General features: G+C 59.7%; 22 protein-coding genes. 12 read left to right on the top strand and 10 right to left on the bottom strand.

Annotation, left to right across the window (positions count from 1 at the left end):
* Positions 1 to 54 precede the first annotated feature (54 nt).
* Entirely contained in the window at positions 55 to 1,473 is a 1,419-nt protein-coding gene (locus HU754_RS09000) for an amino acid permease (protein ID WP_186624426.1), read from the bottom strand.
* Positions 1,474 to 2,366: 893 nt separating this feature from the next.
* Between HU754_RS09000 and HU754_RS08995 the strand changes: the two genes are divergently transcribed.
* Both HU754_RS08995 and HU754_RS08990 read left to right on the top strand, forming a co-directional pair.
* On the top strand, positions 2,367 to 2,504 hold the full coding sequence (locus HU754_RS08995; protein ID WP_003222780.1) for a hypothetical protein: 138 nt from the start codon (positions 2,367 to 2,369) through the stop codon (positions 2,502 to 2,504).
* A 71-nt stretch (positions 2,505 to 2,575) separates the two neighbouring features.
* The gene (locus HU754_RS08990; RefSeq protein WP_186624427.1) at positions 2,576 to 3,541 is read left to right on the top strand and encodes a M29 family metallopeptidase; all 966 of its coding nucleotides are present in this window, start codon (positions 2,576 to 2,578) and stop codon (positions 3,539 to 3,541) included.
* Between the two features lie 198 nt (positions 3,542 to 3,739).
* Here HU754_RS08990 and rluB read toward each other — a convergent pair whose 3' ends face one another.
* From rluB to HU754_RS08960, 6 genes are all read right to left on the bottom strand, one after another.
* Positions 3,740 to 4,963, bottom strand: a complete 1,224-nt coding sequence (rluB, locus tag HU754_RS08985) for a 23S rRNA pseudouridine(2605) synthase RluB (protein ID WP_116254430.1) — start codon at positions 4,961 to 4,963, stop codon at positions 3,740 to 3,742.
* Positions 4,964 to 5,106: 143 nt separating this feature from the next.
* Complete coding sequence (locus HU754_RS08980) at positions 5,107 to 5,298, bottom strand: DUF1289 domain-containing protein (protein WP_034153249.1); 192 nt, start codon at positions 5,296 to 5,298, stop codon at positions 5,107 to 5,109.
* A 143-nt stretch (positions 5,299 to 5,441) separates the two neighbouring features.
* On the bottom strand, positions 5,442 to 6,428 hold the full coding sequence (gene scpB / locus HU754_RS08975) for an SMC-Scp complex subunit ScpB (protein ID WP_093439535.1): 987 nt from the start codon (positions 6,426 to 6,428) through the stop codon (positions 5,442 to 5,444).
* 11 nt (positions 6,429 to 6,439) lie between these two features.
* The gene (locus HU754_RS08970; RefSeq protein WP_024012074.1) at positions 6,440 to 7,261 is read right to left on the bottom strand and encodes a segregation and condensation protein A; all 822 of its coding nucleotides are present in this window, start codon (positions 7,259 to 7,261) and stop codon (positions 6,440 to 6,442) included.
* A complete protein-coding gene (locus HU754_RS08965; RefSeq protein WP_093440143.1) occupies positions 7,262 to 7,891 on the bottom strand; it encodes an L-threonylcarbamoyladenylate synthase in 630 nt (209 codons plus the stop codon).
* A gap of 13 nt (positions 7,892 to 7,904) precedes the next feature.
* A complete protein-coding gene (locus tag HU754_RS08960; protein ID WP_186624428.1) occupies positions 7,905 to 8,768 on the bottom strand; it encodes a PHP domain-containing protein in 864 nt (287 codons plus the stop codon).
* An 87-nt stretch (positions 8,769 to 8,855) separates the two neighbouring features.
* Between HU754_RS08960 and HU754_RS08955 the strand changes: the two genes are divergently transcribed.
* From HU754_RS08955 to HU754_RS08930, 6 genes are all read left to right on the top strand, one after another.
* Entirely contained in the window at positions 8,856 to 9,455 is a 600-nt protein-coding gene (locus HU754_RS08955; RefSeq protein ID WP_099758321.1) for a septation protein A, read from the top strand.
* A gap of 1 nt (position 9,456) precedes the next feature.
* Positions 9,457 to 9,756, top strand: a complete 300-nt coding sequence (locus HU754_RS08950) for a YciI family protein (protein ID WP_007919677.1) — start codon at positions 9,457 to 9,459, stop codon at positions 9,754 to 9,756.
* 149 nt (positions 9,757 to 9,905) lie between these two features.
* Complete coding sequence (locus tag HU754_RS08945) at positions 9,906 to 10,316, top strand: SH3 domain-containing protein (RefSeq protein ID WP_103305312.1); 411 nt, start codon at positions 9,906 to 9,908, stop codon at positions 10,314 to 10,316.
* 7 nt (positions 10,317 to 10,323) lie between these two features.
* A complete protein-coding gene (locus HU754_RS08940; RefSeq protein ID WP_093439526.1) occupies positions 10,324 to 11,001 on the top strand; it encodes a response regulator transcription factor in 678 nt (225 codons plus the stop codon).
* A gap of 229 nt (positions 11,002 to 11,230) precedes the next feature.
* On the top strand, positions 11,231 to 11,680 hold the full coding sequence (locus tag HU754_RS08935; protein ID WP_016987938.1) for a Spy/CpxP family protein refolding chaperone: 450 nt from the start codon (positions 11,231 to 11,233) through the stop codon (positions 11,678 to 11,680).
* Positions 11,681 to 11,854: 174 nt separating this feature from the next.
* A complete protein-coding gene (locus tag HU754_RS08930) occupies positions 11,855 to 13,195 on the top strand; it encodes a sensor histidine kinase (RefSeq protein ID WP_186624429.1) in 1,341 nt (446 codons plus the stop codon).
* 371 nt (positions 13,196 to 13,566) lie between these two features.
* Here the strand turns inward: HU754_RS08930 and HU754_RS08925 are convergent, their stop codons facing one another.
* Entirely contained in the window at positions 13,567 to 14,133 is a 567-nt protein-coding gene (locus tag HU754_RS08925; RefSeq protein ID WP_186624430.1) for a nitroreductase family protein, read from the bottom strand.
* 121 nt (positions 14,134 to 14,254) lie between these two features.
* Between HU754_RS08925 and HU754_RS08920 the strand changes: the two genes are divergently transcribed.
* Positions 14,255 to 15,709, top strand: coding sequence for a TrkH family potassium uptake protein (locus HU754_RS08920; protein ID WP_093442646.1), 1,455 nt, complete (start codon positions 14,255 to 14,257; stop codon positions 15,707 to 15,709).
* Here the strand turns inward: HU754_RS08920 and HU754_RS08915 are convergent.
* A complete protein-coding gene (locus HU754_RS08915) occupies positions 15,666 to 16,727 on the bottom strand; it encodes an AraC family transcriptional regulator (protein ID WP_202894563.1) in 1,062 nt (353 codons plus the stop codon). The genes HU754_RS08920 and HU754_RS08915 overlap by 44 nt on opposite strands.
* A gap of 164 nt (positions 16,728 to 16,891) precedes the next feature.
* On the opposite strand from HU754_RS08915, the gene HU754_RS08910 reads away from it, so the two are divergent.
* Both HU754_RS08910 and HU754_RS08905 read left to right on the top strand, forming a co-directional pair.
* Entirely contained in the window at positions 16,892 to 17,203 is a 312-nt protein-coding gene (locus HU754_RS08910) for an Mpo1-like protein (RefSeq protein WP_093442638.1), read from the top strand.
* Between the two features lie 14 nt (positions 17,204 to 17,217).
* The gene (locus HU754_RS08905) at positions 17,218 to 17,808 is read left to right on the top strand and encodes an HD domain-containing protein (protein ID WP_186624431.1); all 591 of its coding nucleotides are present in this window, start codon (positions 17,218 to 17,220) and stop codon (positions 17,806 to 17,808) included.
* Positions 17,809 to 17,924: 116 nt separating this feature from the next.
* On the opposite strand, the gene HU754_RS08900 is transcribed toward HU754_RS08905, so the two are convergent.
* Complete coding sequence (locus tag HU754_RS08900; protein WP_007919701.1) at positions 17,925 to 18,740, bottom strand: UDP-2,3-diacylglucosamine diphosphatase; 816 nt, start codon at positions 18,738 to 18,740, stop codon at positions 17,925 to 17,927.
* A 135-nt stretch (positions 18,741 to 18,875) separates the two neighbouring features.
* On the opposite strand from HU754_RS08900, the gene HU754_RS08895 reads away from it, so the two are divergent.
* A complete protein-coding gene (locus tag HU754_RS08895) occupies positions 18,876 to 19,640 on the top strand; it encodes an AraC family transcriptional regulator (protein WP_093442629.1) in 765 nt (254 codons plus the stop codon).
* The last annotated feature ends 66 nt before the right edge of the window (positions 19,641 to 19,706 follow it).

The following is a 19,706-nucleotide window of genomic DNA, read 5'->3' as shown; positions in this document are numbered from 1 at the left end:
CAGCCATAAAAAAACCCGGCACTCAGGCCGGGTTTTGTTTTTCTGCATCAGCGCTTACTTGGCAGCACCTGCCGCGTGCACGGCCTGCTGCGCGCCGCGCTTGTTCTTGATCACGTAGCAGACCCACATGAACACGACCCACACCGGAATCGCATACACCGAGATCTGAATGCCCGGGATCAACAGCATCACGCCGAGGATGAAGGCGACGAATGCCAGGCAGATGTAGTTACCGTACGGATACCACAACGCCTTGAACAGCGGCGTCTGTTTGGTCTTGTTCATGTGCTGGCGGAACTTGAAGTGCGAGAAGCTGATCATCGCCCAGTTGATCACCAGCGTCGCAACCACCAGCGACATCAGCAGTTCCAGCGCGTGTTGTGGAATCAGGTAGTTGAGCAGCACAGCCACCAGCGTCACTGCCGCCGAAGCCAGAATCGAACGCACCGGCACACCGCGCTTGTCGATTTTCGCCAACACTTTCGGCGCATCGCCCTGCTCGGCCATGCCCAGCAGCATACGGCTGTTGCAATAGGTGCCGCTGTTATACACCGACAACGCAGCGGTCAGGACCACGAAGTTGAGGATGTGCGCGGCGGTGTTGCTGCCGAGCATCGAGAACACTTGCACGAACGGGCTGCCGCTGTACGAATCGCCAGACGCGTTAAGGGTTTCCAACAGGCTGTCCCATGGCGTCAGCGACAGCAGGATCACCAGTGCACCGATGTAGAAAATCAGGATTCGGTAGATCACCTGATTGATCGCTTTCGGGATCACGGTTTTCGGCTTGTCCGCTTCAGCGGCGGTGAAACCGAGCATTTCCAGACCGCCGAAGGAGAACATGATGATCGCCATGGCCATCACCAGACCGCTCACACCGTTCGGGAAGAAACCACCGTGCGACCACAGATTGCTCACCGAGGCTTGCGGGCCGCCGTTGCCGCTGACCAGCAGGTAGCTGCCCAGCGCAATCATGCCGACGATCGCGACGACCTTGATGATCGCGAACCAGAATTCCGCCTCACCGAAGACTTTGACGTTGGCCAGGTTGATCGCGTTGATCAGCACGAAGAAAGCCGCTGCAGACACCCAGGTCGGGATATCCGGCGCCCAATAGTGAATGTATTTGCCGACCGCGGTCAGCTCCGACATGCCCACCAGAATGTACAGGATCCAGCAGTTCCAACCGGACAGGAACCCGGCAAAGCCGCCCCAGTACTTGTGCGCGAAATGGCTGAAGGAACCGGCCACCGGCTCTTCGACAATCATCTCGCCCAACTGGCGCATGATCATGAAGGCGATGAAGCCGCAGATGGCGTAGCCGAGGATCATCGACGGGCCGGCGGATTTCAGTACCCCGGCCGAGCCGAGGAACAATCCGGTACCGATCGCGCCACCGAGGGCGATCAGTTGAATATGGCGATTTTTCAGGCCGCGTTTCAGCTCGCCTGATTGCGAGGGTTGTCCACTCATGAAAAAGGTCTCACGCAAGGTTTGATGGTGTTCAGTAGACGTTGCTGCAAGGTTGCGATTTCAGGCAGCCCCGATCAAACCCCAGCGCAGGCACCAGGAGTTCAGCTTGTTTACAACGGTCATGCGTCACCTGTTTGTTTTTATCTGTGACGAAATCGAACCCGAAACGCTTGTGGCGCCACGGAGTGAACAAGGCGGATAGCCTTGAGATTTGCGCGATTACGCAGAGGGTCACAGTTAAAACGCGGCGCATTGTACACCGCTAACCCCCTGCTGCCAGACCCCGCTGGATCAGCGTGGCGGTTGCCGGGATTGCGTGTGTCCGCCTCGAGTCACTCGAGCGGCTGCAAAAATTGAGTCAGGCCTTTGCAGGCCATCGGCGTGGACGAGGAAAAAACCGTCCCACGGAGAGAGATGGAGATCAGTCACGGCGTTCATTGCGCCTCCTTCTTGTTATGCACCTGCACGACAGGCATGAGGCGCATCTCACCCTGCAAACGGCGCTGAAACAAGCGCGCCAGAGCCTTGTCCGGCCCGCGGCGGAGCAGGCTTCGGCAGCTTTTCCTTACAGCGATCATGACGGGTTGGTTTCCCTCGGTTTTACCGGCTTTTTTGTAAACATTTCTTTACGATGCGTAACGCAGAGTTTCCATTTCAGAAATATCTGTCAGACGTCTGCAAATTGACGGTAGCTAGCTTGCTAATGAAACGTGCCGTTTAGTTTTTTGTTTTCAAATAAGAAAACTGCCGCCGAAAAACAGAATAAAAAGTCTATTTAAAAATTAAATGAATAATTTTTTGCATTACAAAAAACCCTGAACTAGGTTCTTCACGTCTTGCCGGCCACCTCGACCGGCCAGTCACAACCGTGAATGTCATCTAGGAGATCGACCATGCAAGCACTGGAAAAAGACTTGGATACCGAACTGCAACTGGACGAATGGTTTGAAGCACCGACCCACGAGGCGGCTGTAGAAATGATGCAAGCCGACGCGGTAGTTCCGTTCGGCACGGCGATGTGGCCTCTGTAAGACATCTCCGGGCAGGCACGATCCGGCCGGTCGTGCCTGCCGCTTTCTACACGGTCAGTCAGGGAGGATTCATGGATAAGCCCCGCGCGATCTCGCATTTCCTTTACTACCTCGAACACCACCCCGCCCTTGCCGGTCTCGACTCGGCGAAGGTATTGCTCGGCCACACGGCTGATTACGAAGCGCTGACCGGCGCGATCGCCGAACAGGCAGGCGATCATCCTCGTTTCCAGTTCAGCAGCCGACGTCTGGACCTGGACAGCACTGCAACGCTGACCTCGGCAATCACCGACAGCGATCTGTACATTTTCTTCTACGACTCTTCCACCTTGCCCAACCCACGCCCCGACGGCCCGGAGTTCGTCCGCGCGCTGCAAGCGGTGATGGCGGAGAACTGGAAGAAGTCGCTGCTGTTCAAGGATTACGGCGATTATTTCTATGACACCTTCAGCGTCACGCCGCAGCGCATTGCTGGCCTGAACAGTCACCTGATCCAGCGTATGTCCCAGGCGACCACGCTGAGTTTCAAAGACGATGACGGCTCATGGTTTGAAACGCCGCTGAGCAGCATCAAGAAGTGGACCGATATCAACGGCATCGGCAACTTCGACCTGGCCCCCGGCGAAATCGCCACGCACAGCGAGGCCATCAATGGCCATGTGAAATTCAAGGGCACGTTCCTCAGCACCATCCCGTTTGCGCGCAAATACGGCGTACTGGAATCGCCGTTGGAGCTATGGATCGAGAATTCGACTATCAGCCGCATCGCCACGGAGGTGCCGGGGCTGGAGCATGATTTCAACAAGTACCTGGACGCCAATCCGTCGAACCGGCGGATTGAGGAGTTGGGGATTGGCACCAATGAAGGCGTGAAGGATTTGTATGCGCGTAATGCCGGGTTTGAGGAGCGGCATTGTGGCTTGCATCTCGGATTGGGCGGCGGGGCCAAGGGCAGCCATCACCTGGACCTGATCTTCTCCGGCGGGGTGTTGGCGCTGGATAACAAGCCGGTGTTTGACGGACGCTTTGTCTTTTAGGCGATTGACGCCTTCGCGAGCAGGCTCGCTCCCACAGGGGATTTATGTTTGACGCAATTTCAATGTGGGAGCGAGCCTGCTCGCGAAGAGGCCAAATCAGTCGCTATATAACTTTCGCCAGACGAAAAAAAAACGCCAACCCTGAGGTTGGCGTTTTTGCTTTAGCCTGAAGCTTGCCGCTAGAAGCTCACAGCTGCCTTATTCCGGCTTCTTGCGACCAAACCCCGGACGCTGACCGGAACCGGCCGGTGCGCCACGACGCTTGCCCGACGGCTTGTCACCGTCAACCAGCTTGATCCCCGGACGCTTCGGCGCAGGTTTGGCCGGGCGCTTGTTGGTGGTGTCCGCCGGACGATCCGCCACAGGCGTGCCACGACCGCTCGGAGCACCACGCTCGCCACGTTCAGTGCGACCGTTGGCCGGACGCGGAGCGCGTTCGCCGTCACGGGCGGCAACTGGCTTGCGACCTGGGCGCTCGCCTTCGATCTGCGGCTCACGGCTCGGGCGTGGGCCGGTCGGCGCGCCAGCGGCTGGACGCAGGGTGCGCACGCGCTCGGTCTTGGCCATCGGCCGCGACGATTTGCGCTGCATGCGCTCAAGCTTGTCTTTGCTCTTGGCGTTCAGTTGCGGCATCGCTACCGGCGTCAGGCCGACTTCAGCACTGAGGATGTCGACTTCGTACTGGCTCATTTCGCGCCAGCGCCCCATCGGCAGGTCGGAGTTGAGGAACACCGGACCGAAACGCACGCGCTTCAGACGGCTGACCACCAGACCCTGCGATTCCCACAGACGACGAACCTCACGGTTACGGCCTTCCATCACCACGCAGTGATACCAGTGGTTGAAGCCTTCACCGCCTGGCGCCTGCTTGATGTCGGTGAACTTCGCCGGGCCGTCTTCCAGCACGACGCCGGCCTTCAGGCGCTCGATCATCTCGTCGTCGACTTCACCGCGTACGCGCACGGCGTACTCACGGTCCATCTCGTAGGACGGGTGCATCAGACGGTTGGCCAGCTCACCGTCGGTGGTGAACATCAGCAGACCGGTGGTGTTGATGTCGAGACGACCGATGTTGATCCAGCGACCTTCTTTCGGACGCGGCAGCTTGTCGAACACGGTCGGACGGCCTTCAGGGTCGTCACGGGTGCAGATCTCGCCATCGGGTTTGTTGTACATGATCACGCGGCGGACCGATTCGGCCGCTTCTTCGCGCTTGATCACCTTGCCATCAATGGTGATGGCGTCGTGCATGTCGACGCGCAGACCGAGGGTGGCGTCTTTGCCATTGACCTTGATCCGGCCCTGGCTGATCCAGGATTCCACGTCACGGCGCGAGCCGACGCCGATACGGGCGAGGACTTTCTGCAGCTTTTCGCCTGCTGGGCCGATTTCCTGGTCGTCTTTCTGAATGATGTCGCTCATCTGGGCACCTCCCGGTGTGGTCTGTTCAGGCGGCGCCTGAAGCATTGAAATCTGGGTTCTCGGCCGAAGGGATCGGCGGAGGGTCGCGAATCATACGCGGATGTGCGCCATCGCGCATCAGAGACTAGTCGATCAGGCCAAGGTTATTTCTTTTTCCGCCGACCGGCGCCACCGAGTTTGATCAGGCGCAGCGCGGCTTCGGCCAGTACGCTGCGCTTGTCGTCCTTGTCGAGTTTCTTCCAGGCCTTGATTTCGCGCTTGCTGCGGCCGCAGCCGAGACAGATGTCGTCGGTGAATTTGCAGAGGCTGATGCACGGGTCTTTTGTTGAACTCATACCTACTCCAGAAACACACAAATCCCCTGTAGGAGTGAGCCTGCTCGCGATTGCGGTGTATCTGCCAAGAAGATGTCGACTGACACACCGCAATCGCGAGCAGGCTCACTCCTACAGGGGTTTGCGGTGTTCTTGGGATCGGATCAGTCTTCGAACTCGCGGCGTTCGGCTTCGATGGCTTCGGCCAAGGCGCGGGCTTCGGCTTCTTCTTCGCTCAGCTCGGGTTCTGGCGCGGGTTGTTCGAGCGCGGCGACGGCGGCCAACAGCTTTTCGCGGGCTTCGGCGACGCCAAGAATGTCCTCTTCCGGTTCGGCTTCTGGCTCGGCTTCAAGTTCAACTTCAATCGCTGGCTCAGCGACTTCGGTTTCAGGCTCGGTCGTCGGCGCGTCACTGTCGCCCGCCTCACCATCCGCCGCATCTCGCAGCAAATCGTCGAAGTCGGTCTTGATCCCCTCCTCCATGCTGTCCAGCTCCAGCAGCAAGGTATGGAAACTGGTCTCTTCCTTCTCCTCTTCCGGCTCGGCGCTGGCGTCGGCCAACTCCTGCAAACCCTGCGGCACCGGAGCGTCGTCGAAATCGAGCACCGGGTCGGTTTCCATTTCGCGCAATTCGGCCAGCGGCGGCAGGTCTTCGAGGTTCTTCAGGTTGAAGTGATCGAGAAACATCTTGGTGGTGGCAAACATCGCCGGTTTGCCCGGCACATCGCGGTAACCAACAACACGAATCCACTCGCGCTCCAGCAAGGTCTTGACGATATTGCTGTTCACCGCCACGCCACGCACGTCTTCGATCTCGCCACGGGTGATCGGCTGACGGTAGGCAATCAGCGCGATGGTTTCGAGCAAGGCGCGGGAGTAACGCTGCGGGCGCTCTTCCCACAAGCGGCCGACCCACGGCGAAAACTTTTCGCGGATCTGCAAGCGATAGCCCGATGAGACTTCCTTGAGCTCGAAAGCACGGCCCTCGCAGGACTTGCCCAGCAGGGTCAGGGCTTTCTTGAAGACCGCAGGCTCGGGCCGTTCGCCTTCTTCAAACAGTTCAAACAGGCGCTCAAGGGATTGCGGCTTTCCCGAGGCCAACAGAAAGGCTTCAAGCAGGGGGGCCAGCTCGCGGGGTTCAGTCAGATTCATGTTTCGACTCGTTATTCGGCTCGGGCTCGCACGTGGATCGCGGCGAACGGCTCATTCTGCACCAGCTCGACCAAGGATTCCTTGACCAGTTCAAGGATCGCCATAAAGGTCACCACCACACCCAGCCGCCCTTCTTCGGCGGTGAACAGCTCGACGAACGGCACAAAACCGCCGCCCTTGAGCCGTTCCAGCACATCGCTCATGCGCTCGCGGGTGGACAGTGCTTCGCGGCTGACCTGGTGGCTTTCAAACATATCGCCACGGCGCAGCACTTCGGCCATGCACATCAAAATCTCTTCCAGCGCAACGTCCGGCAACAGCTTGCGTGCACGGGCTTCCGGGGCGTCGAGCTTGGGCACGATCACATCGCGGCCAACGCGGCTCAAGCCGTCGATGCCTTCGGCGGCCGCCTTGAAACGCTCGTATTCCTGCAAGCGGCGGATCAGTTCGGCACGCGGGTCGTCTTCTTCGTCTTCGACGGTTTCAGCGCGCGGCAGAAGCATGCGCGACTTGATCTCGGCGAGCATCGCGGCCATCACCAGATACTCGGCGGCCAGCTCCAGACGCACCGACTGCATCAACTCGACATAACCCATGTACTGGCGGGTGATTTCCGCCACCGGGATATCGAGGATGTTGATGTTCTGTTTGCGGATCAGGTACAGCAGCAGGTCGAGCGGGCCTTCGAAGGCTTCAAGGAAGACTTCCAGCGCATCCGGCGGGATGTACAGGTCCAGCGGCATCTCCATGACTGCCTGGCCATAGACCATGGCAAACGGCAGTTCTTGCTGAGCGCCAGCCTGGGGATCGACAACGGTTTCCACTGCGGACATTCAGGCCTCGACCATGAACGGCGCGGGGTCGCCGCAACCAACGCGGATCACTTCAGGGTCGTCGCCGGTCAGGTCGATCACGGTGGAGGCTTTGATGCCGCCGAAACCGCCGTCGATGATCAAGTCCACTTGGTGTTCAAGCAGTTGGCGCATTTCGTAAGGATCGCTGAGCGGGTCTTCGTCGCCGGGCATGATCAGGGTCACGCTCATCAGCGGCTCGCCGAGTTCGGCCAGCAGCGCCAGCGCGATCGGATGGCTGGGCACACGCAGACCGATGGTGCGCTTCTTCGGATGCAGCAACAGACGCGGCACTTCGCGGGTGGCGTTGAGAATAAAGGTGTAAGGCCCCGGCAGATGCGCCTTGAGAATGCGGAAGGTGCCGGTGTCGATCTTCGCGTAGTTGCCCAGTTGCGACAGGTCGCTGCAGATCAGCGCGAAGTTGTGCTTTTCATCGAGTTGACGCAAACGGCGCACGCGCTCGATGGCGGTCTTGTCGCCGATCTGGCAGCCGATGGCGTAGGAAGAATCCGTAGGATAAACCACCACCCCGCCTTTGCGGATGATTTCGACCGCCTGTTTTATCAGGCGCGCTTGTGGGTTTTCCGGATGTATCTGGAAAAATTGACTCACATTTTCTACCTGTTCAGACGGCGGCAATATCTGTGTCATGTTTGAACCGACACCACAGGGGTGGAAGGTCCTCGGGAACCGGCCGGTACTGGCCGATCTCTGACCAGCCGCCAGGGCCATGGAAGTCACTGCCGGCGCTGACCAGCAGACCGAACTCACGGGCAAGGATTGCCAGGCTGCCGACCTGTTCCGCAGGCTGATGGCCATTGACCACCTCGATCGCATGCCCGCCTGCTTGAATATAGTCGGCAATCAGCTTCCGGCGCTTGCTGCGGGTGAAATCGTAGTGCCACGGATGCGCGAGGCTGACCCAGGCCCCGGCGGCACGCAGTGTGCCAACGGTGTCTTCCAGCGTCGGCCAGTGCAACTTGACATCACCCAGCTTGCCGGCGCCGAGCCATTTGCGGAATGCCTCGGCGCGATCCTTTACAAAACCTTCACGCACCATCCAGTCGGCGAAATGCGGACGGGCCGGGGCGTTGCCACTATCACCCAGTTCCTGCTGGACCTGCCGGGCACCTTCGAGGGCACCGGGCATACCCTTGAGGGCGAGCTTGCGGCTTATTTCTTCCGACCGCAGCCAGCGGCCATCGTGCAATCTGGCAATCGCTTCGACCAACGGTGTGGCGTTGACGTCGAAACCGTAGCCCAACACATGAATCGTCGCGCCGCCCCAGGTGCAGGACAATTCGACGCCGTTGACCAGTTGTATGCCCAATTCGTTGGCGGCCGTGCGCGCTTCGGCGAGGCCTTCGAGGGTGTCGTGGTCAGTCAACGCCAGGACTCGCACGCCGTTCTCGAACGCACGCGCAACCAGAACCGCAGGCGCGAGGGCGCCATCGGAGGCCGTGCTATGGCAGTGCAAATCAACATTCACGGGGAGTTGTAACCTCAAATCAGCTGGCGCTATCGCGCGCCCATATGTTTGTTATTATGCCGCCACATCCAGCTTCTGGCTCTCACTGTGAAACAATTCATCGATTTCATCCCGCTTCTGCTGTTCTTCATCGTTTACAAACTTGATCCACGGGTCGTCGACATCGCTGGCCATGAAGTGACTGTAGGCGGTATTTACAGCGCCACGGCGATGCTGATCATCAGTTCCCTGGTGGTGTACGGCGCGTTGTTCATCAAACAGCGCAAGCTGGAAAAGAGCCAATGGCTGACCCTGATTGCCTGCCTGGTTTTCGGCAGCCTGACGCTGGCCTTCCACAGCGAGACCTTCCTCAAGTGGAAAGCCCCGGTGGTCAACTGGCTGTTCGCCGTCGCCTTCATCGGCAGCCACTTCATCGGTGACCGCCTGCTGATCAAACGCATCATGGGCCACGCACTGAGCCTTCCGGATCCGGTCTGGACCCGCCTGAACATCGCCTGGATCGGCTTTTTCCTGTTCTGCGGCGCTGCCAACCTGTTCGTCGCCTTCACCTTCCAGAGCTACTGGGTGGACTTCAAGGTGTTCGGCAGCCTGGGCATGACCTTGGTATTCCTGGTCGCACAGGGCATTTACCTGTCGCGTCATCTGCACGATGCCGATACCCCAACAACACCAAAAACCGAGGACTGACATGCTCTACGCCATCATTGCCACCGACGTCGCCAACTCGCTGGAAGCACGCCTGGCCGCGCGCCCTGCGCATCTGGAACGCCTGCAAGCGCTCAAGGGCGAAGGCCGCATCGTATTGGCCGGCCCGCACCCGGCCGTCGACAGCAATGATCCGGGCGCTGCGGGTTTCACCGGCAGCCTGATCGTCGCCGAATTCGATTCCCTCAGCGCTGCGCAAGCATGGGCCGATGCTGACCCGTACATCGCCGCGGGTGTCTACGCCAACGTGGTCGTCAAGCCGTTCAAGCAAGTCCTGCCTTAAACGTCCGGTGATGAGGGGATTTACCCCTCATCACTCGCGACACTGCCTCATGCAATGAACCTTCCTGGTTCTTGCTGCTCTCAATCGCTCATTATTCTCGTTTGTCTGCCGACAACCTGCCCAATATCCATTTGGAAACAGGTGTCGCGATGCGCAAGGGTCCGTTGTGTCTGATGTTGGTCACGTTGTCGATCATGGCACCCGCCCATGGTGAGGAAACCACCGAAGGCGGCAATTCCACGCCATTGTCGTTAAGCGCCGGCAGCCAGATCACCGAGTTGCAGCAGCGCCTCAAGGCCAGCGAGCAGCAGCGGGAAGAACTGAACAAACAACTGCAAAATGCCGACAACACCCGTGAAAGTGCCCAGCTCGCCCGGTTGCGCCAGGAGAACCAGCGTCTCAAGCTGCAACTCAAGGAAGCCCAGGCCAGCCCGCTGCCGCGTCTGCTGACTGATCAGCAGCAATGGTTCGTCACGGGCGCCGGAGTAGCGCTATTGGCGCTGCTCTGCGGTATCTTTGCCAGTGGAGCAAGCCGAAAACGTCGGCAATGGCTAAATTGAGTGAGTCATGAGCGAGCTGTTACTGATAGATGATGACCAGGAGTTGTGCGAACTCCTGAGTAGCTGGCTGAGCCAGGAAGGCTTCCATGTGCGCGCGTGCCACGATGGCCAGAGTGCGCGCAAGGCGTTGGCCGAAACGGCCCCGGCGGCGGTGGTGCTCGATGTGATGCTGCCCGATGGCAGCGGTCTGGAACTGCTCAAGCAACTGCGCAACGACCACGCCGATCTGCCGGTGCTGATGCTTTCGGCCCGGGGTGAGCCGCTGGATCGCATCCTCGGTCTGGAACTGGGCGCCGACGATTATCTGGCCAAACCCTGCGACCCACGAGAACTGACCGCTCGCCTGCGCGCCGTACTGCGCCGCAGCCACCCGGCGGCAGTCTCGACGCAGCTTGAGCTGGGCGATCTGAGTTTCAGTCCGGTGCGCGGCGTGGTCAGCATCGACGAGAAAGAACTGACCCTCACCGTTTCCGAAAGCCGTCTGCTCGAAGCCCTGCTCAAGCAACCCGGCGAACCGCTGGACAAACAGGAACTGGCGCAGATCGCCCTCGGCCGCAAGCTGACCCTGTACGACCGCAGCCTCGACATGCACGTCAGCAACCTGCGCAAGAAAATCGGCCCGCATCCCGACGGCCGCCCACGCATCGTCGCGTTGCGCAGCCGCGGTTACTACTACAGCCTCTGAGGCTCCCCCTTGTAGGAGTGGACCTGCTCGCGATAGCAGTGTGTCAGTCGACATGTTCTTGCCCGATACACCGTTATCGCGAGCAGGCTCACTCCTACAGGGTGTGTTTGTCAGGTCAGCGCTCGAGTGTCTTTACCGAAGCTTTACGCAGTGCTGACCGCCGCTGACCTTGATCTCCGTAATCTGAACTCATCCGGAACGTACCGGGAACGAGACAAGGAGATACACCATGCGCAAGACTCTTATCGCTCTGATGTTCGCTGCCGCTCTGCCAACCGTCGCCATGGCCATGCCGCAAGACGGTGGCCCGATGGGTGGCCCGCTCGACGGCCCACGCCACGGCGGTCAGATGCACGGCATGCACGGCAAAGGCCCGTACAGCCAACTCGACCTGTCCCGCGAACAGCGCGAACAGATCCGCAAGATCATGGGCGAGCAGATGCACGAGCGTAAGCAAGTGGTCGACAAGTATCTGGAAAAACTCTCGCCGGCTGACCAGAAAGCCATGAAGGACGAGATGGCCGCCAACCACAAGAAAGCCGAGACGGATGTTCGCGCCGTGTTGAAACCGGATCAACAGAAGAAATTCGACGAGATCCAGAAAAAACAGGCCGAGCGTCGCGCCGAATGGGCCGAGTTCAAGGCGTGGAAAGCGCAACAGGCGCAAAAGGCGCAATAATGTTCTGACCCGGACCCGACGGCTAAACACCGCCGGGTCTTTTTCCACCGATCCAATGTAGGAGTGAGCCTGCTCGCGATAGCGGTGTGTCAGTCAACGAATACTTGTCTGACTCACCGCTATCGCGAGCAGGCTCACTCCTACAGGGATTTGCGTTTGTTCTGAGGATTTTCTGTGCGTTCATTGTTCTGGCGTATTCTCGCGAGCTTCTGGCTGGCCATCGCTCTGGTGGCCGGGCTGTCCATTCTGCTCGGGCACATGCTCAACCAGGACGCGTGGATCCTCAGTCGCCATCCGGGCCTCAACACCCTCGCTGGCGAATGGACGCAAACCTACGAAGCCCAGGGCGAGGAAGCTGCCCAGGACATCCTCGAACAGCGCAAACGCCAATATCACATCGATGTTCAGGTACTGAACGAATCCGGCGACCCGGTGGTTCACGGCACCTTCCCGCGCCGCGCAGCCGCGTTCGAAGCCCGCCAGAACAATGATGACCGGCGTCTGCCATGGCGACGTCTGACCGATGAATTCACCAGCGAAAAAACCGGTGACACCTACCTGTTCATCTACCGCATCCCGCATCCGGAACTCGACTCTTGGCACCGCGAAAGCCTGCTTTGGCCATTGAGTGCGCTGGGGATTGCGCTGGTGGTGCTGACCCTGTTCAGTCTGTTGGTGACCTTCTCCATCACCCGCCCGCTCAGCCGTTTGCGCGGCGCGGTGCATGATCTCGGGCAGACCACTTATCAGCAGAACAGCCTGGCGAAACTGGCCAACCGCCGCGACGAATTCGGCGTGCTGGCCAACGATTTCAACCGCATGGGCGCGCGCCTGCAAAGCCTGATTGGCAGCCAGCGACAGCTGTTGCGCGACGTTTCCCACGAATTGCGCTCACCGTTGGCGCGGCTGCGTATCGCCCTGGCCCTGGCCGAACGCGCCAACCCTGAAGAACGCGAGAAACTCTGGCCACGCCTGACGCGCGAGTGTGATCGGCTGGAAGCGTTGATCAGTGAAATTCTGGTATTGGCGCGGGTCGATGCCGACAACGCCAGTGCTGAAGAGGTGGATCTGAATGCGTTGCTCGGCCTCTTGCAGAAGGATGCAAAACTGGGATCGCCCGAGCAGATCGTGCGTCTGGATGCCGAACCGCAGCTGAATCTGAAAGGCTGGCCGACCATGATCGAGCGCGCCGTCGATAACCTGCTGCGCAACGCCCAGCGCTTCAACCCGGAAGGTCAGCCGATTGAAATGCAGGCTTCACGTCAGGGTGAAAAAATCATCGTGAGCGTGCGCGACCATGGGCCGGGGGTGCAGGCTGAACATTTGAGCCAGTTGGGCGAGCCGTTTTACCGGGCGCCGGGGCAGACGGCGGCGGGACACGGTTTGGGCCTGGCGATTGCGCGAAGGGCAGCGGAGCGGCATGGTGGGAGTTTGACGCTGGCCAATCATCCGCAGGGTGGGTTTATTGCCAGTCTGGAATTGCCGTTGGTGCCCGGAGCGGTGGTGCAACTTTAAGAGCCTAAAAGCTACCCTCACCCCAGCCCTCTCCCGGAGGGAGAGGGGGCCGACCGAGGTGTCTTGCGTCAGACATCGACCTGAAACACCGAGTCGATTATGGGCCAGGAAGGCACGTGAATCGTCGCCGACTCTGGGTTCGAAATGCATCGGAACCGTTATCGACTCCGAACTCGAAATGCATTGGAGCCGTTATCGACTCCGAACTCGAAATGCATCGGAACCGTTATCGACTCCGAACTCGAAATGCATTGGAGCCGTTATCGACTCTGGATTCAGCCGAGCACTTTCAGGTCGGCGTACCTCTTGAGCATCCCCCAATCAGTCCCCTCTCCCTCTGGGAGAGGGCTAGGGTGAGGGGCTTTTGATCTTCAGGCGTTGGCGGGCCAGGCGCTGACAAACTCAGCCAGATCAACCTTCTCCGCCACACGCGGTTCTTTCTGCGGCGTGCCGAGGTACAAGAACGCGATCACTTCTTCACCTTCAACCAAGCCCAAACCTTTGGCCACGTGCTGCGAATAAGCCAGATCACCCGTACGCCACACCGCACCAATCCCTTGCGCATACGCCGCCAGCAAAATCCCGTGCGCCGCACACCCGGCCGCCAGCAACTGCTCGGCCTTCGGGTACTTGGCGTGTTCCTGCAACTTGGCGATCACCACAACCACCAGCGGCGCACGCAGCGGACCATTACGGGCCTTGTCGATCATCGCTTCAGTGACTTCGCCTTCCTGCATTTGCGCAGCTTGCGCCAGCAACTCGCCCATTTGCTCGCGTGCCGCGCCTTCGACCGTCAGGAAGCGATACGGCTGCAAATGCCCGTGATCCGGCGCGCGCAACGCGGCGCCAAACAGGGCTTCGCGCTGCTCGGCAGTGGGGGCCGGTTCGACCAGTCGTGGAACGGAAACACGGTTGAGCAACGCGTCGAGAGCCTGCATCGGCCACCTCCTGAAAAATATGTGCGGCTATTCTAGCGGTATCTGCCAACAGGATGCCGGTTTACATGCCCTGCCCCACGGGTAGAATGGCGCCTTTCCCACATCAGCCCGAGCGGACTTCATGGCGTTGCCGACCTTACGGATCATTGGTTTCATCATCGGCATCTTCCTGATCACCCTGGCTGTGGCCATGGTCGTGCCTATGGCCACCCTGGTGATTTTCGAGCGCACCGGTGATCTGCCGTCGTTCCTCTGGGCGAGCATGATCACCTTTGTCGCCGGCCTCGCGCTGGTGATTCCCGGCCGCCCGGAACACATTCACCTGCGCCCGCGCGACATGTACCTGCTGACGGTCAGCAGTTGGCTGGTGGTGTGCATTTTTGCTGCGCTGCCGTTTCTGCTGACCCAGCACATCAGCTACACCGACTCGTTTTTCGAAAGCATGTCCGGCATCACCGCGACCGGCTCGACCGTACTCAGCGGGCTCGACACCATGTCACCGGGGATCCTGATGTGGCGCTCGCTGCTGCACTGGCTCGGCGGCATCGGCTTTATCGGCATGGCGGTGGCGATTCTGCCGCTGCTGCGTATCGGTGGCATGCGCCTGTTCCAGACTGAATCCTCAGACCGCTCGGAAAAGGTCATGCCGCGCTCGCACATGGTGGCGCGCCTGATTGTGGCAGCGTATGTCGGCATCACCATCCTTGGCAGTCTGGCGTTCTGGTGGGCCGGGATGAGTCCGTTCGACGCGATCAACCACGCGATGTCGGCGATTTCCACCGGCGGGTTCTCGACCTCCGACCAGTCGCTGGCCAAGTGGACGCAACCGGCGGTGCACTGGGTCGCAGTCGTCATCATGATTCTCGGCAGCCTGCCGTTCACCCTGTACGTGGCGACGTTGCGCGGCAACCGCAAGGCGCTGATCAAGGATCAGCAGGTGCAGGGTTTGCTCGGTATGCTGCTGGTGACCTGGCTGGTGCTCGGCACCTGGTACTGGTGGACGACCAATTTGCATTGGCTGGAGGCGCTACGTCACGTAGCGCTGAACGTGACGTCGGTGGTCACCACCACCGGTTTCGCCCTCGGCGACTACAGCCTGTGGGGTAACTTCTCACTGATGCTGTTTTTCTATCTGGGTTTTGTCGGTGGTTGTTCCGGGTCGACGGCGGGCGGGATCAAGATCTTCCGTTTCCAGGTCGCCTACATCTTGCTCAAGGCCAACCTTAATCAACTGATTCACCCGCGCGCGGTGATCAAGCAGAAGTACAACGGCCACCGTCTCGACGAAGAGATCGTCCGTTCGATTCTGACCTTTTCGTTCTTCTTCGCCATCACCATCTGCGTGATCGCCCTGCTCCTGTCGCTGCTCGGCGTTGACTGGATGACCGCGTTGACCGGCGCTGCCAGCACCGTGTCCGGCGTCGGCCCGGGCCTGGGCGAAACCATCGGCCCGGCAGGTAACTTCGCCACCCTGCCGGATGCGGCCAAGTGGATCCTGTCGTTCGGCATGCTGCTCGGCCGACTGGAGATCATTACGGTGTTTGTACTGTGTATTCCGGCCTTTTGGCGTCACTGACCGCGCTCGGCGCCTGCAACAACCGCGTCCGGTAATCGCCGGGCGTGGTGTCGAACCAGCGGCGGAACGCGCGAAAGAAGTTGCTCGGGTCGGCAAATCCCAACAGATAAGCGATTTCCAGCAGCGTCATGCTCGGTTGCGCCAGATACTGCTCGGCCAGTTCGCGGCGGGTGTCATCGAGCAACTGCTGAAAACTGGTGCCCTCCTCCTGCAAACGACGCTGCAAGGTACGCTGCGATAAATGCAGAGTCTGCGCCACAGTATCGCGCTTCGGCTCACCTTGCGGCAGCAAACGGCACAGCACCTGTCGCGCCTTGTGGGTCACGCGGCTTTCGGAAAACCGCGCCAGGTATTCCCCGGCAAAGCGGTCATGCAATAGCGCCATCGCCTCGTTGGCAGTCGGCAGCGGCGCTTCCATGTCGGCCCGTTCGAAGATCAGCGCGTCATACGGCGCGTTGAACATCAGCGGCGCGTGGAAGGCTTGTTTGTAGGGTTCCAGGTCCTCGGGTTCGGCGCCCTGCACCAGCACTTTGACCGGGTGCAACGTGCGTCCGGTCAACCAGCCGCACAGGCCCAGCGCACAGGCCAGCGAGGCTTCGGCGCTTTGCCGGGTCGGCGGCAGATGGTCACCGTGCACGGTCAGAATCAGCGCATAACCTTCATCAAGCAATCGGAAACTCAGATCGGCGCTCTCGGCGATGATGCGCTGATAGCGCACCAGCCGTTGAAAGCCTTCGGCGAGAGTATTGCTCGACATCAACGCGTAGCCGGCGACATGAAAAGACGCCGGTCGCACCACCTTGCCCATGTTCAGGCCGATCGCCGGGTTGCCAGATAACTCTACCGCCCGTTGCCAGAGACGGGTCATGGAATCTTGCGGGAAGCGCGCATCCGGATCATCCAGAGCCGTGTAATCGAGCCCCAGTTGTTTGAACAGAACCCGGCAATCCAGGCCGTCCATCTCCAATGCTTTGACAATCCCCATCGCCCAGCTTGCAGAAGTCGTTCGTTCGCTCATGGCGTTTTTCTTTTACATGATGGGCCGCATGTTACGGCCCGATTTGCGAAGGATACTAAAGTGGCGCCGATTGTCACTGGCCCACGCCAATGATCACTCTAGACTCAAATAAGCTACCCGCAGCACAACTCGTCGCCAGAACAATAACCACAGAGAACGCGGTCGTGGAAAACATCAAACATTTCAACAGCTTCGCTGAGTTCTATCCGTATTACCTCAGCGAACACAGCAACAGCACCTGCCGGCGCCTGCATTTCATCGGCACGACACTGGTGATTTTTATTCTCGCGCTGACCATCGCCAAGGGCGCCTGGCTGCTGTTATTGGCCTTGCCGCTGGCCGGTTACAGCTTCGCCTGGGTCGGGCACTTCTTCTTTGAAAAGAACCGGCCGGCGACTTTCCAGCATCCGCTGTACAGCCTGCTTGGCGACTTCGTCATGTACCGCGACATGATTCTGGGTCGCGTGGCGTTCTGAATGAGGGTCAGCCAATGAATGCCAATGCCCGCTTCACCCATATGAAGGACGGTACCCAAGAAGATTGGGCGATCATCGCCGCCGACTTCAGCGCCTATGCCAAACAGTTGCCCGCACGGATCATGACCCACCTGAAACTGCTGGAAGGCGATTTCGGTGGCTTCCCGGTGGATCGCCTGACCCACTCGCTGCAAACCGCCACCCGTGCCTTTCGTGACGGGCGCGACGAGGAATATGTGGTTTGTGCCTTGCTGCATGACATCGGCGACACCCTGGGTTCGTACAACCATCCGGACATTGCCGCTGCGATACTCAGGCCGTTCGTCAGTGCTGAGAATGTGTGGATGGTCGAGAAGCACGGGGTGTTTCAGGGTTATTACTTTTTTCATCACCTGGGCATGGATCGGCATCTGCGTGAGCAGTTCAGGGAGCATCCGCAGTTTCAGGCGACCGCCGAATTTTGCGCCAAATATGATGCAGCGGCGTTTGATCCTGACTATGACACGCTGCCGTTGAGTTTTTTCGAGCCGATGATGGAGCGGTTGTTTGCGCAGCCGAAGAACTCGATTTACAAAGCCGCGATGGAGCAACACTCGCCAGCGTAATCATCCTCGGGAACCGCTGCGCGGTTCATCGCGAGCAGGCTCACTCCTACAGTTGAAATGCGTACCCCTGTAGGAGTGAGCCTGCTCGCGATGAGGCCCTCTCAATCACCAGAGCATTAGGCGAGTTCGGCGACTTTGGCCGCTTTCAGCTCCGCCTCCCGCGCCTGCGCATCCGCCAGCCGATACAACTCGATCGTGCCATCCCAGTGTTCGATAAGCGCCGTGCACGACTCCACCCAATCGCCGCAATTGAGGTAATCCACCTCGCCGACCTTGCGGATCTCGGCATGGTGAATGTGCCCGCACACCACGCCATGCAACTCGCGCTTCACGCATTCATGGGCGATGGCTTCTTCAAAGTCGCTGATGAAACTCACCGCCGTCTTCACCTTGTGTTTCAGGTACGCCGACAGCGACCAATAGCCGTAGCCATAGCGCGCACGCCAGTGGTTGAGCCAGCGATTGAGGGTCAAAGTGAATTCGTAGGCGGAGTCGCCAAGGAAGGCCAGCCAGCGGTGATAACGGGTAATTACATCGAACTGATCGCCATGAATCACCAGCAGATGCCGGCCATCCGCCGTGACATGCACCGCTTCGTCGACCAACTGGATATTGCCCAGAATCAGCTTCGAATAACGACGCAGGAATTCGTCGTGGTTGCCGGTGACGTAAATCACCTCGGTGCCGCGCTTGCTCATGGTCAGCAAGCGGCGGATCACGTTGGTATGCGCCTGCGGCCAGTACATGCCGCCGCGTAGCTTCCAACCGTCAATGATGTCGCCAACCAGGTAAATCTTGTCGGCATGGTAGCCCTTGAGAAATTGCGACAAGTGCTCGGCCTGGCAATCCCGCGTGCCTAGGTGCACGTCGGAGATCCACAGGGTTCGCACCCGTTGTTTACGACTGGGTCGGGCGAGCTCGGCGCTGGTCATGGGCAACCCTCTGCGATGTTTTCGCCACTGTGCGCGCGCCCGGTTAATCGATCATGACAAGCGTGAGTCAGTCCTGTGACAACGCATCCGGTGTGCGCCGGTGTAGACTGACGACCACTTCGGAGACGACCTGCCATGCGACCGATCCTCACCCTGCGCCAGTACACCCACGATTTGATCGCCCACAGCCACGACCACGCGCAATTGGTGTTCGGGCTGTCCGGTGCGCTGGATTTCGAGGTCGAGGGCAGTGGCAGTCAGGTGCGTCAGCAGAGTTTTGTAGTTATCCCTTCCGGCGCTCATCATGCCTGCGGCAGTCCCAATGGTAGCCGCTGTCTGGTACTGGATATCCCGAACGGCCAATGGCTGACGGATTCACTGGGCGAACATGCCGACGCCAGCCATCGTCTGCTCGATCAACCGGCGCGCCTGTCGCTGGATTCGGGGCAAAGTCAGTTGGTCAGCTGGCTGGCAAACAGTCCGGTCAGCGATCCATTGATTGCCCAGCAAGGCGCGGTGTTGCTGCTGGCCAGTCTGAATCACGCGCAACCTGCGGAACACGCCATTCGCCGCCTGCCCTATGCCGCACTGGATGCGCACATCGAGCAATACGCCGCGTATCCGCTGCAAGTCGCCGATCTGGCACGGGTGGCAGGATTGTCCAGCGCGCGTCTGCATGCGCGGTTCATGGCCGAATGCGGGCAGACGCCGATGGATTACATCCGCAGCCGACGCCTGCATCTGGCCGTGCAAATGCTCCGCGACACAGCACTGCCGATCGGCGAAGTTGCCAGTCGCGTCGGCTACAGCTCGCAGAGCGCTTTCTCGGCCGCGATCCTACGTGAGTTCAGCGCATCGCCCGGCCAGCTTCGGCGCGATTCCTGCGACAAAAGACGATAGTCTGCCGACAGACTTATTTACCTCGACGCGCTTCAATACAGGAGCTGCCGAAGGCTGCGATCTTTT

The sequence above is a fragment of the Pseudomonas zeae genome (assembly GCF_014268485.2).
GTDB lineage: Bacteria > Pseudomonadota > Gammaproteobacteria > Pseudomonadales > Pseudomonadaceae > Aquipseudomonas > Aquipseudomonas neuropathica.
Note: the sequence above shows the minus strand (reverse complement) of the source record. Positions and strands in the feature narration are given on the sequence as shown.

Coding starts and splice junctions, on each gene's coding strand:
- HU754_RS08905 (WP_186624431.1), top strand. CDS start 17,218: ATGAATGCCAATGCCCGCTTCACCCATATGAAGGACGGTACCCAAGAA.
- scpB (WP_093439535.1), bottom strand. CDS start 6,428: ATGAATCTGACTGAACCCCGCGAGCTGGCCCCCCTGCTTGAAGCCTTT.
- HU754_RS08920 (WP_093442646.1), top strand. CDS start 14,255: ATGGCGTTGCCGACCTTACGGATCATTGGTTTCATCATCGGCATCTTC.
- HU754_RS09000 (WP_186624426.1), bottom strand. CDS start 1,473: ATGAGTGGACAACCCTCGCAATCAGGCGAGCTGAAACGCGGCCTGAAA.
- HU754_RS08915 (WP_202894563.1), bottom strand. CDS start 16,727: ATGAGCGAACGAACGACTTCTGCAAGCTGGGCGATGGGGATTGTCAAA.
- HU754_RS08990 (WP_186624427.1), top strand. CDS start 2,576: ATGGATAAGCCCCGCGCGATCTCGCATTTCCTTTACTACCTCGAACAC.
- HU754_RS08980 (WP_034153249.1), bottom strand. CDS start 5,298: ATGAGTTCAACAAAAGACCCGTGCATCAGCCTCTGCAAATTCACCGAC.
- HU754_RS08935 (WP_016987938.1), top strand. CDS start 11,231: ATGCGCAAGACTCTTATCGCTCTGATGTTCGCTGCCGCTCTGCCAACC.
- HU754_RS08940 (WP_093439526.1), top strand. CDS start 10,324: ATGAGCGAGCTGTTACTGATAGATGATGACCAGGAGTTGTGCGAACTC.
- HU754_RS08950 (WP_007919677.1), top strand. CDS start 9,457: ATGCTCTACGCCATCATTGCCACCGACGTCGCCAACTCGCTGGAAGCA.
- HU754_RS08900 (WP_007919701.1), bottom strand. CDS start 18,740: ATGACCAGCGCCGAGCTCGCCCGACCCAGTCGTAAACAACGGGTGCGA.
- rluB (WP_116254430.1), bottom strand. CDS start 4,963: ATGAGCGACATCATTCAGAAAGACGACCAGGAAATCGGCCCAGCAGGC.
- HU754_RS08995 (WP_003222780.1), top strand. CDS start 2,367: ATGCAAGCACTGGAAAAAGACTTGGATACCGAACTGCAACTGGACGAA.
- HU754_RS08895 (WP_093442629.1), top strand. CDS start 18,876: ATGCGACCGATCCTCACCCTGCGCCAGTACACCCACGATTTGATCGCC.
- HU754_RS08945 (WP_103305312.1), top strand. CDS start 9,906: ATGCGCAAGGGTCCGTTGTGTCTGATGTTGGTCACGTTGTCGATCATG.
- HU754_RS08970 (WP_024012074.1), bottom strand. CDS start 7,261: ATGTCCGCAGTGGAAACCGTTGTCGATCCCCAGGCTGGCGCTCAGCAA.
- HU754_RS08925 (WP_186624430.1), bottom strand. CDS start 14,133: ATGCAGGCTCTCGACGCGTTGCTCAACCGTGTTTCCGTTCCACGACTG.